8 protein-coding genes are annotated in these 10,952 nt (G+C 72.0%); 1 reads left to right on the top strand and 7 read right to left on the bottom strand.

All coding sequences use genetic code 11. From position 1 onward, the window contains the following. From ACFV20_RS31355 to ACFV20_RS31330, 6 genes are all read right to left on the bottom strand, one after another. A partial coding sequence (locus ACFV20_RS31355; RefSeq protein ID WP_385662823.1) for a PDZ domain-containing protein occupies positions 1–572 on the bottom strand: 572 nt, incomplete at its 3' end. A gap of 133 nt (positions 573–705) precedes the next feature. Next, positions 706–2,589: an O-aminophenol oxidase PhsA gene (gene phsA, locus ACFV20_RS31350; RefSeq protein ID WP_385662820.1), complete on the bottom strand. Its 1,884-nt coding sequence runs from the start codon at positions 2,587–2,589 to the stop codon at positions 706–708. Positions 2,590–2,701: 112 nt separating this feature from the next. Then, positions 2,702–4,867, bottom strand: a complete 2,166-nt coding sequence (cyc2, locus tag ACFV20_RS31345; protein WP_385662818.1) for a germacradienol/geosmin synthase Cyc2 — start codon at positions 4,865–4,867, stop codon at positions 2,702–2,704. A 105-nt stretch (positions 4,868–4,972) separates the two neighbouring features. Further along, positions 4,973–6,157, bottom strand: a complete 1,185-nt coding sequence (locus tag ACFV20_RS31340; RefSeq protein ID WP_385662816.1) for a damage-control phosphatase ARMT1 family protein — start codon at positions 6,155–6,157, stop codon at positions 4,973–4,975. 55 nt (positions 6,158–6,212) lie between these two features. Beyond that, positions 6,213–6,860 (bottom strand): ScbR family autoregulator-binding transcription factor, encoded by a 648-nt coding sequence (locus tag ACFV20_RS31335; RefSeq protein WP_385662814.1) that lies wholly within the window; start codon positions 6,858–6,860, stop codon positions 6,213–6,215. A 299-nt stretch (positions 6,861–7,159) separates the two neighbouring features. After that, positions 7,160–8,959, bottom strand: a complete 1,800-nt coding sequence (locus ACFV20_RS31330) for a S8 family serine peptidase (protein WP_385662812.1) — start codon at positions 8,957–8,959, stop codon at positions 7,160–7,162. A gap of 363 nt (positions 8,960–9,322) precedes the next feature. On the opposite strand from ACFV20_RS31330, the gene ACFV20_RS31325 reads away from it, so the two are divergent. Then, a complete protein-coding gene (locus ACFV20_RS31325) occupies positions 9,323–10,246 on the top strand; it encodes a lytic polysaccharide monooxygenase (protein ID WP_385662810.1) in 924 nt (307 codons plus the stop codon). Positions 10,247–10,265: 19 nt separating this feature from the next. Here the strand turns inward: ACFV20_RS31325 and ACFV20_RS31320 are convergent, their stop codons facing one another. After that, the gene (locus ACFV20_RS31320) at positions 10,266–10,907 is read right to left on the bottom strand and encodes a Tat pathway signal sequence domain protein (protein WP_385662808.1); all 642 of its coding nucleotides are present in this window, start codon (positions 10,905–10,907) and stop codon (positions 10,266–10,268) included. Between the last annotated feature and the right edge of the window lie 45 nt (positions 10,908–10,952).

Below are 10,952 nucleotides of genomic sequence, written 5' to 3'. Positions count from 1 at the left end.
GCGGCGACGGCCGGTACGAGGGTCAGCTGCTCGTAGCCGCCGCCCCGGTGCCGGACCGTCAGCCTGACCTCGGCGCCCGGGCGGACGCGGGCGACGGCCCGGACCAGGTCTGCCGCCGTGTCGATCCGGGTCGCGCCGAAAGCCAGGAGGACGTCGCCGCGGATCAGACCGGCGGCCTGCGCGGGCCCGGGGACGTGCAGGCCCACGACCACGGCCCCCGGCTTCCGCCCGTCCATGACCTGCACACCGAGCGTCGCGGTGGCGGACGCGGAGGGTGCCGGGGCGGGTGCCGGGGCGGGCGTGGGGCCGGCCGGCGAGGGCGTGTGCGGCCACCCTCGCGGGTCGAAGCGCCCGCCCTTGCCGAGCACCGCGGTGCCCATCACCCCGACGCCGATCCCGCAGAGCACGAGGACCACACCGGTGAACCCGGCGAGCAGGACGTTGAGGATCCGTCTCCCCCGCCGCCGGGCGGCGTGCGGGCGCGGCCGTGACGGGCCGGGCCCCGTCGCCGGCGCGCACCCCTCGGGGTCCTGCCCCGGCATCGGCTTGGGTCGCAGCGCGGTCTGTTCCATGGCTCGCCTCCGGAAGGTGCCGATCGCCTCCGGCGGAGCCCGGAGGCGATCACGGCAGGTGCTCTACCCGGCGCACCGTCGGCCGACGAGCCACGAACGAGTGAGACTGACCGGGGCCCCGCAGGGTCAGGGATCAGCCGGTGTGCCCCTCCCCGTGGCCGCCGTGCGCCCCGCCGTGGTCGAACTTCAGCACCTGCGCGGGCATCACGACGAAGGGCCGCATCATGCCCATGTCCTCGTGCTCCAGCAGGTGGCAGTGGTACATGAAGCGGCCGTGCGCGCCCTCGAACCTCCCCATGACGCGCAGCATCTGGTTCCCGGGCACCCGGAAGACGTCCTTCCAGCCGCGTTCGTTGGGCGCGAGCGGGATGCCGGTGCCCGCGTCGTGGCGGATCGGCGTCCGGGTGCCGCCCACCGCCGGGTCGAAGCCCGACACGTCGTAGGCGTCCCGGCCGAGGAGCTGGAAGTCGGCCAGGTGGATGTGCATGGGGTGCACGATGGGTGCGAGGTTGAGGAAGCTCCACTGCTCGTGGCTGCCCTCGGCGACGGTGTGGCCGAGGGCGTCGTTGAAGGTCCGCGCCGTGCGCCGGTACGTCCTGGTCGTGCCGTCCGGGCCGGTGACCTGGATGACGCCGTCGGCCGGGACCTGGACGCCGTCCGGGTGCTCGACCTCCGTCATCTCCCAGATCTCGGGGTGCCCGCCGGCGCCCTTGGTGGCGGGCGGGGTGAGGACGACCAGGCGGTGGCCGTGCCCGATGTCGTGGGTGAGACGGCGGAAGGAACCCGACAGCACCGCGGGCAGCTCGAAGCTGTCCGGCTCGCACGTCTCGCCGATCCGGAACTCCAGGACGGCCGGGTAGGGCACGTCACCCGCCGGGTCCGGCACACCCGGCGGCTGGTTGCGGCCCTTGTTGACCAGGCGCAGGGTCCGGCCCGCGAGGCCGCGGAAGTCGGCCAGCAGGTCGAAGCGTTCGGCCGGGGCGGCGGTCAGCGTGGGCAGCGCCGCGTCGAAGTCGACCGGGACCGGGCGCGGCAGCAGCCCGCCGTCGCTGCCGATCTGGTGCAGGACTCCTGGCACCGGGTTGTTCTCCTCGTCGACGAGGACGAGGTCGTAGATGCGCGCGTTGGAGGCGTTGACCAGCCGGAACCGGTACCAGCCCGCCTCGACGCCGGCGTACGGCCAGATCCGGCCGTTGACCGTGGTGTACGGGCCGGTGAACGGAAGGGAGACCGGCTTGCCCGTCTCCGGATTCGCGTCCTGGACGACGACGGTCTTGTGCAGCAGGCGTCCGTTGAGCCGGCCGTCCTCGTCGGTGTCGAGGTTGCGGTCGGCGAGCAGCAGCGGGATCTCCCGCTCCCCGGACGGCAGCAGCAGCGCGTCCTCCTCGTCGTCGCGGACGAGGTAGGTGCCGTACAGGCCCGCCATCACGTTCCACCGGGTGATGTTCATGGCGTGGTCGTGGTACCACCACTGCACGGCCCGGTGGTCGTTCGGGTACTCCGAGAGCTGGGCGTCGCCGGAGGCGACCGCGTTGTCGGCCCAGCCGTCGTTGCCGCCGCCCGTCCGGGCGCCGTGCAGGTGCGTGACGGACCAGGCGGGCAGCGCGGCGACGTCCTTGTTCGGCTCCGCACCCTCGCGCCCCGGTTCGGTGCTCGCCTGCGGGCGGCCGTCCCGGCGCAGCTTCACCTCGACGGAGGTGACCGGGTACTCGCCGTCCTCGGGGATGCGGTTGGTCCAGGCGATGCGGACCCGCTGTCCGCGCCGGACCTCGATGGTCGGGCCCGGCACCTGGCCGTCGTAGCCCCACATCAGGGTCGGCGGGAGCTGCGGGTGCAGACGTGTCCAGGCCGGCCGCAGGGCGATCTCGGTCTCGCGCAGGACGTCCCCCGAGGCGGGGCGCAGGACCGGCGGGACGGTCAACGGCGCGACGTACGGCGCCAGTTCGGCCGGTGCGGGTGTCTGCGCCGGAGTTCCCGCCTCCATGGCGCCGGCCGGCTTTTCGATGATCTCGGTCACGGTGAATCCCCCGTGGTGCGTCGTGTGTTCCCCTCACCCGGGAAGACCTCGGCGCACCACCGGGGGTTCCGTCATGTCCCGTTCCGCGGCGATCCGGCTGGAAATCGCCGCCTCAGCGCAGGGCGGGCACGGGCACCGCGGGCGGCCGGTCCGGGAGGAAGCCGTGGGCGCGCCGGGACAGCCACGCGTCCTTGTAGCGGTCCACCTCCCGATGCCAGTTGAGGATGCCGGACAGCCAGTTCCGCAGGTCCGCCACGTACCCCTCCATCGCCGCGCGCGCTTGTGCGTCGAGCCGGAAGTCCTCGTACAGGACGGGCAGTTCGTGGGCGACGACATGCTCGAACTGGCGCATGCGCTGGCTCATCAGGTCGTGCACGATGCCGAGCCCGGTCGGGTAGTCGCAGCCGAAGAAGGACTGCACGACGAGGATCGCGTTGTGGATCTCGCCCTCGAACTCGATCTCCTTCTGGTAGGAGAAGACGTCGTTGACGAGGCACGCGAAGTCCATCGCCGCGTTCTCCAGGGAGCGGACCGGACCGCTGCGGTAGACCTCCGGCGGGACGGCCGGGGCGTGTCCCATCCGGCACAGGCTCAGGGTGAGGTCGGAGCCGAAGGTCGCCCTGCGCATCTCCAGGTAGTCGACCGGGTCGGGCACGCGGTTGTGCACTTGGTTGGACAGCTCCCACAGCCAGCTCTCGGTCATGACGTCGACCGCGTTCCTGAAGGTGCGCCGCGCCTCGGGCGTCATCCGCGCGGTGGTGCGTGCCCACAGGTCGGCCAGCCCGCGCTCCATGGCGTCGGCCGGGACCAGCGGTTCCTCGCCGTCGACCGGCATGCAGGCGGACAGGCGGGCCGTGGTCAGCCGGGCGGCGGCGAGATCGCGGCGGCGGCCGAAGACCAGCGGGTAGTAGTCGTCGCCGTAGGTGCCCCAGGCGAGCCACTGCGCGCTGAGGTCGAGCGCCTCGGACGTGCCGTCCGGGTCCAGACCGGCCGAGCAGAGCGCCAGGTCGTAGGCGCGCAGCTTGTCCTCGTCCCAGACGCCCTCGGCGAGGATGCCGATGCGGTCCGCCCAGGCGCGCAGGCTGCTGCGGGCGTGGTCGAGGTGCGGGCTGAGGCGCAGCGGGAACGGCATGCGGATCTCGGGGATGCGCGACGGCCCCACCTTCTGGTGCGGGACGTGGGCGAAGGAGCGCAGCCGCTGCGCTCCGGCCGTCGTGAGCAGGCCGCGCACATCGGCGGCGGACGTGCCGAAGCCGGTGTGCCCCGGCCAGGGGCCGCTGCCGCGCACCGCGTCGCCGTTCATGTAGCGGCTGGAGCGCAGATGCCATTCGTGCCCGCCGGACTGCCAGTCCTGCAGGCCCTTGGTGTACGCCGCCACGGCCGCGAGCTCGTCCGGCCGGAGCCCCTTCTCCAGGGCCACCGCGGGCACTTCGGTGAACACCGTGTGCTCGAACTGGTGGAGGCGGGAGGTGAGGACGTCGTTGACGGTGTCGGCGGCCTCCTGAGTGGTACAGCCGAAGAAGGTCTCCAGGACGAGCACGCCGTTGCTGTTCTCCCCCTCGTCCTCGACCTCGCGCTGGTAGGAGAACAGGTCGTTGCGCAGGTGCACGGCGTCGGAGAACGTCTCCATCAGCACCCTCAGCGGCCTGGTGCCGGCGACGGAGGCGGGCACCTCGGCGGTCGCGTACTCCACGAGCCCCGCCGACCAGGGGGCGCCGCCGACCTTGCGGCGCATCTCGATGTACTCGACGGGGTTGGCGATCCGCCCCTCGTCGATGTTGGACAGCTCCCACATCGACTCGTTGAGGAGGTGCTCGGTGGCCACGGCGAAGCGGCGCCGCCAGTCCTCGGACATCCTCGGCACCGTGCGCGCCCACAGGTCGGCGAGGCCCGCCTCGACCGGGTTCTCGGGTTCCGGTACGGCAGCGGACAGGTCCAGCGGCATGAAGAGGGGCAGCCGGTCCAGGTGGGCCTTCCCGGCGGCCCGGTCCGGGGTGCGCTTGTACCTCTCCAGGAAGTGGTCGTCGAAGAAGAAGACCCACACGTACCAGTCGGTGATGAGGGAGAGGGCGGGGCCGTCGCAGTCGGGGTGGGTGTACGCGCAGAGCAGGCCGTAGTCATGGGCGTCCAGGTCGGCCTGCTCCCAGACGCCGGACCCCTCCAGCATGCCCATCTCGCGCGCCCACGCGGTCGAATGGGCCCGGGCCTCGTCGACGTGCGGGTTCAGCCGCGCGGGGTGCGGCATGTAGAAGTGCGGGAGCTGGAACGGCTGCGTCATGGCCTCGCCCTACCCGGCGCCCCGCGACGGCATCCGCGGGGCGGAACATGATCACACCATCGCGTGAATCGACCGGGAACGCGGGCGCGTTGGAGATGAGGTGACCTAGCCGGGGACCCTCACCTGGATCAGTGCGTGCGTGCCGCCGGTGCGCCAGCGTCCGTCCTCCGCCGCGTCCAGGGCGGCCTCGGTGGGTGCGTCGAGGCCGGTGATCACGTCGGACTTCAGGGTGCGCAGGGCGGCGACCGGACCGGGGAAGTGGGCGGTGACGTCGGCGAACGGCGTGGTCGGGGCCCAGAGCCGGTCACCCACCAGGCGGCGGTAGTTGAGGTCGCCCTTGACGATCGTCAGCGTGGCCGAGGCGAACTCGGCGCGCAGGTCGGCGGGCATCTCCTCGTAGGGCAGCGGGGCGCTCGAGAAGGGGTGGGCGCGCAGGACGATGCGGCCGTCGGCCAGGGCGGACCACAGCCGCCGCCCGTACCCGGCGGCCGCTCCCCCGGCGCCGGTCAGCCGGCGCAGGGCGTCGACGACGTCGGCGGTGGTCGCGTCGGAGACGTAGTAGGGGTACGGCTTGACGTGCAGGACCGCCCGTTCGACGCGGCCGCTCTCCAGGAGGTGGGCGATGAGCAGGAGGTCGGGGACGAGTTCGCGGCCCGCGTTGTCGGCGACCAGGCACAGGGTGGCGCCGTCGGCACGGTCCAGCAGCGACCAGAGCCGGTCGCTGTCGTCGGCGACCAGGCCGGGCACGGCGTCCGCGTCCCGGGCGCCCTGCGCGGAGAGCCGGAAACCGAGGTCGGCGCGGTTGCCCCACAGGGAGCCGTGCAGCAGGGCCTGTGCCTGTTCGGCGGCGGGGCGGGCGGCGAGGTCGTCGAGGGCGGCGAGTTCCTGGTCGGTCTCGGCGGAGTCGAGTTCGGCGAGCTTGAACGGGCGGAAGGGGTCGATACCCTGCCAGGGACCGGGGCCGAACCAGCCGACGGCCTCCAGCAGTCGGCGGTAGAACCAGCTCTCGGACCAGAGCCACGGCACGTCGAACCAGGACCGGCCGGTGTACTCGGGCAGTCCCCAGGCCTGCCAGTGGTCACGGTCGGGTGCGTCGGCGGGAAGCGGTTCGATCACGCCCTCGGTGCAGTCGACGAGCAGTTCGTCGAGGGCGCGGTGCTGCGCGGGTGTGTACGGGAAGGCCTCGCGGACCTGCTTGATGATCGCGGGGTGCCGCTCGGCCAGCACGCTGTGCGGGAAGGAACCCGGCTGGTTGCCGAGGAGCAGGGGCGCGGAGGGGGTGTCGGGCATGCGCCTCACCGTAACGCGCGTGCCCCTGGTACGGGCCGAGCCGCCCGGCCCCGGCTCAGACGGGGGCGATCTCCCGCTCCAGGCGCGCGGCCAGGCTCAGATAACGCGCCCGGCGGGTCACCGGGACCAGACCGCGGATCAGTATGTTCCACATCTCGGCCGTCCGGCGGGGCTGACGTGCGACGGGCTCGCGGGAGCGGCCCACGACGCGGGTGCCGACGAAGAAGCAGACCAACGAGTGGGCCACGACGTCGATGTCGACGTCCGGATGGACGTCGGCCTCCTTGACCGCGCCCACGAGCCGGGCCGTGACGATGTCCAGCCACTCCGTGAACGGGTGGCTCAGCGGCGGCCGGGGCCGGATCCCGCCCGTGGCGAGCCGCAGCCCGGCGCGCAGCACCGGGTCCTCGACGGACATGCGGGTGATGCCGAACGTGAGGCGCATCAGCGCCTCCAAGGAGGTGTGGCCGCGGTTGTCGGTCTCCGTCGCCAGCCGGCGGGCGGTGTGCGACTGGAGCTCGAGGATCGCGTGGGCGAGATCCTCCTTGGCCGCGAAATGGAAGTAGAGGGCACCCTTGGTGACCGACGCGTGCTCCACGATGTCGCTGAGACTGGTCGATTCGTAGCCGCGACGGTCGAACAGGTCAGCGGCGGCCGTGATGATCGTCGAGCGGGTCTGCTCGGCTCGCAACTGCCTCGCCATCGGCTGAACTCTCCCGGGACAGAAATGAACGGGTCATGCCGTTTGTTTTTACCCGCCGTACACGATAACTCACCCTGAGAGGGCCCTCACCCCACCGGTGTGCCGAAGTGCGGGTGCACATCCGGCAAAACAAGCGCAACCGGTGAAAGAAAACAGCGCGTTCGGTATCTAACCGTGGGGGAAGTGGGGCCAGACGTAAAGGCGGGCCGGCCGGTGCCCCATCCGCACCGGCCGGCCCGCCCGCTCTGTGGCCTGCCTCGTTCAGCGTTCCCGCACGAGGATCTCGAGGATCACGAGAATCAGAAGGTCAGCTTCCATCCGTTGAGGGTGCCCGTGTCCTGCGCGGCGGTGTCCTGGACGCGCAGCTTCCAGGTGCCGTTGGCCGCCTCGCTGGAGGCGTTCACCGTGTACGTGGTGTTCACGTTGTCGGCCGAGTCCGACGCGGCGGACTTCAGGCGGTACGTCGAACCGTCCGGCGCGACCAGGTCGATGACGAGGTCCCCGCGGTAGGTGTGGGTGATGTCCACACCGACCTGGAGGGCCGAGGGGGCGTTGCCGCTGCGGCCGGTGACGGTGATCGGCGACTCGATGGCCGCGCCGTTGTCCGGGATGGCGACCGCGGTGGTGCTGGAGAAGGTCGTGCCGGTGGACGTACCGCCCTTCACGGCCTGGACCGTCTTGGCGGCGTCCGCCAGGCCCGCGCCGCAGCCGCCGGAGCAGGTGCCGGGCAGCGGACGGGAGTTGGCCTTGATGGCCGACTCGATCTGGGCCGGGGTGAGGGCGGAGTTGGCGGACTTCACCAGGGCGGCGAGGCCCGCGATGTGCGGGGTGGCCATGCTGGTGCCCTGGTAGTAGGCGTAGTTCTCGCTCGACGGCGTCTTCGTGCCGGAGTTCAGCGTGGAGAGGATGCCGTTGGCGGTGGCGGTGCGGGTCTCGCCGCCCGGGGCGGCGATGTCGACCAGCGAGCCGTAGTTGGAGTACGAGGCCCGGCTGCCGGCGCGGTTGGTCGCCGCGACCGCGATGACGTTGTTGCAGTTCGCCGGGGAGGCGTTCGAGACGTTCTGGTTCTCGTTGCCGGCCGCGACGACGACCGTGGTGCCGCGGTTCACGGCGCCGTTGATGGCGCTCTGAGTCGCGGAGGAGCAGGCGCCGCCCCCGCCGAGGCTCATGTTGATGACCTTGGCGACGTTGGTGTTCGCGGGCACGCCGGAGACGGTGCCGCCGGACGCCCAGGTGATGGCGTCGATGATGTCGGAGTCGTACCCGCCGCACTTGCCGAGGACGCGGACCGGGGAGATCTTCGCGCCGTGGGCGATACCGGCGACACCCTTGCCGTTGTTGGTGGCGGCCGCGATGGTGCCGGCCACGTGGGTGCCGTGCCAGGAGGAGGTGGAGGCCGGGATGCCCTGGCCGCACTCGTTGTCGTTGTACCAGTCGCCCGGGTCGGCCGGGTTGCTGTCACGGCCGTTGCCGTCGACGGAGACGGCGGTGTCGGAGATGAAGTCGTAGCCGCCGACGATGTTCGCGGCCAGGTCCGAGTGGGCCACGTAGCCGGTGTCGATGACGGCGACGGTGACACCGCTGCCGGTGGTGGTGTCCCAGGCGCCGGGGACGTTCATGCCCGCGGTGGACTCGAAGAGGTCCCACTGCTTGCTGTACTCGGTGTCGTTGGGGGTGACGGCCGTCGGCTTGTTCAGGCGGTCCGGGACGACGTAGGCGACCTGCGGGTCGGCCTCGTACTGGGCGACGACGTCGGCGACGGAGGCACGGTTGGGGTGGGTGCCCAGCTCGACGAGGGCGGCGCCGGTGCCGAGGCGGCGCTGGAAGTCGACGTCCTCGCCGGTCTTCTCGGCCTTGGACGCGGCGTCGGCGGCCGCCGCCTTGTCGGAGGTGGCCTCGGTGGCGCCGGACTTGTAGCCGACGATGAGGCGCTCGGCCTGGAGACCGGGGGCGGCTTCGGTCCGGGCGGCCGGGACCGAGGCCGGGCCGGGGGCGGACTCCTGGGCGACGGCGACCGAGGCGGGGACAGCGGTCAGCAGGGCGGCGGAGACGGCGGCGACGGATATGAGCTTCCGTCTGAGCTCTGGGGAGGTACGCACGGTCAATGCCTTTCGTGGCCGGCTCCGGTCTGAAGGGAGCGGCGGTGGACTCGCTTCGTCGTCGAAGCGCAGGGGGGTGGTTCGAAAAGCGAAGAGCGACGCGATGGCCGGCCAGGCGTGGAGTGCGAGCGGACCCGTTCGGGGTTACCTGTGAGTCAGCAGTGGTCGAACGATAGGCAAAGAGAAGGTCACCGGGATACGGGGGAAACCCTCGATCCGACGCCCGCCCCACCCTCTATGACGGGTGGTCGGGCGCCCGAAGGACCCTTTTTCGAGCAGGTCGTGGCGTGATGAACGCGTCGGGCCGATTTCCCGTACTGCACTACCGAACGTCGCCGCCCCGGGCCGAGGAGAAGCAGACGGATGCCTCGTACGACCGCACACCGCACCGCACTGGCGGCCGCCCTCGTCACCCCGTTGCTGCTGCCGCTGTTCGCGGCGGGGCCGGCCCGGGCGCACGGCGCTCCGACGGACCCGGTGAGCCGGGTGGTGGCCTGTTCCCCCGAGGGTGGTGAGCGCACGGGCACGGCGGCGTGCCGAGCGGCCGTCGCCGCGAACGGCGCGCCGTTCACGGCGTGGGACAACCTGCGGGTGGCGAACGTGAACGGCCGGGACCGGCAGGTCGTCCCGGACGGGAAGCTGTGCAGCGGGGGGCTGCCGGCCTACCGGGGCCTCGACCTCGCCCGGGCCGACTGGCCGGCCACCCGGATGACGCCGGGCGCGACCCTGCGGATGCGGTACGTCTCGACGATCCCGCACACCGGCACGTTCCGCATGTATCTGACCGAGCCCGGCTACGACCCGTCCCGCCCGCTGTCCTGGTCCGATCTGCTCGCGAAACCCTTCGCCCAGGTGACGGACCCGCCCCTGACGGACGGCGCGTACCGCTTCGAGGCCACGCTGCCGTCCGACCGGACCGGGCGGCACGTGCTGTACACGGTGTGGCAGAACAGCAGCACGCCCGACACCTACTACTCCTGCTCGGACGTGGTGTTCCCTCAGGCCAGGAGGGAGCCGCAGAAGCAGCGGGAGGAGAAGCGGGAGGAGCCGCAGGAGGGGACGGCCGGGCGGCAGAGCGAGCCGGCGAAGGAGAAGCAGAAGCAGAAGCCGGCGGCGAGCCCTGTGGCGCGGTCCTCCGGGCCCGCGCCGCAAGGCGATCACACGCCGCTGGCCACCACCTCCGGCCCGTCGTCCGGCCCGTCCGCGCCCCTGCTGGCGGGCGGCGCCGCGGCGGTGCTGTTGCTCACCGGCGGCGCCACCCTGGCCGTACGACTGCGGCGGCGCTGAACGGGTCCCGCCGCTGCGGCTAGTTGACGTTGACGGCGACGCCGCCCTTGTTCACCGGGGCGTACTTGGCGGTGAAGAAGGCGTTGGCGAAGCACAGCGACGAGCCGGACACCTTGGTGAACTGCTGGTTGGTGAAGGCGATGCTGTGGTCGGCGTTGCTCGCGGTGCCGGTCAGGCCGGGGGCCTGGTAGACACAGGTGACGCTGCCGAGCAGGGTGCGCAGCTTGACCGTGGACTGGACGGTGGAGCCCGCGGCCGGGGTCACGGAGACGGTGCCGCCGGAGGTCACGCTGGTGGTGTAGGGCAGGTTGTCGACGGTGATGCCGCTGACCCCGAGGACGCCGACGACGTTGGTGGTGCAGCCGCTGGTGTCGAAGCTGTGCGAGGTCAAGGACTCGGTGGCGGTGCCGGGCGCGGCCGGGTTGTCGGTGACGGTCGCGGAGAACGCCGACTTGGTGCAGGAGATGCCGCTGGTGCCGGTCGCGCTGGAGTAGAAGGTGGCGGCGGTGCCGCTCGCCAGGGACGCGTCGAGGACATCGCCGACCGCGACGGCCGCGCCGTCGGTGGTCGTCAGCACGGGGGTGTCGGCCGCGGAGGCGGGGGCGGCGAGGCCCAGGGCGGCGACGGCAGCGGTGAAGGTGAGGAGGGTGCGCGTACGCATGCGGGTGTACCTCTTTCGTTGGCGGGGGGTGAGGGTGTGGGGGGT

This window comes from Streptomyces sp. NPDC059696 (genome assembly GCF_042733745.1).
Lineage (GTDB): Bacteria > Actinomycetota > Actinomycetes > Streptomycetales > Streptomycetaceae > Streptomyces.
This window is presented reverse-complemented; position numbering and strand designations above follow the sequence as displayed.

Coding starts and splice junctions, on each gene's coding strand:
- cyc2 (WP_385662818.1), bottom strand. CDS start 4,867: ATGACGCAGCCGTTCCAGCTCCCGCACTTCTACATGCCGCACCCCGCG.
- ACFV20_RS31340 (WP_385662816.1), bottom strand. CDS start 6,157: ATGCCCGACACCCCCTCCGCGCCCCTGCTCCTCGGCAACCAGCCGGGT.
- ACFV20_RS31335 (WP_385662814.1), bottom strand. CDS start 6,860: ATGGCGAGGCAGTTGCGAGCCGAGCAGACCCGCTCGACGATCATCACG.
- ACFV20_RS31325 (WP_385662810.1), top strand. CDS start 9,323: ATGCCTCGTACGACCGCACACCGCACCGCACTGGCGGCCGCCCTCGTC.
- ACFV20_RS31320 (WP_385662808.1), bottom strand. CDS start 10,907: ATGCGTACGCGCACCCTCCTCACCTTCACCGCTGCCGTCGCCGCCCTG.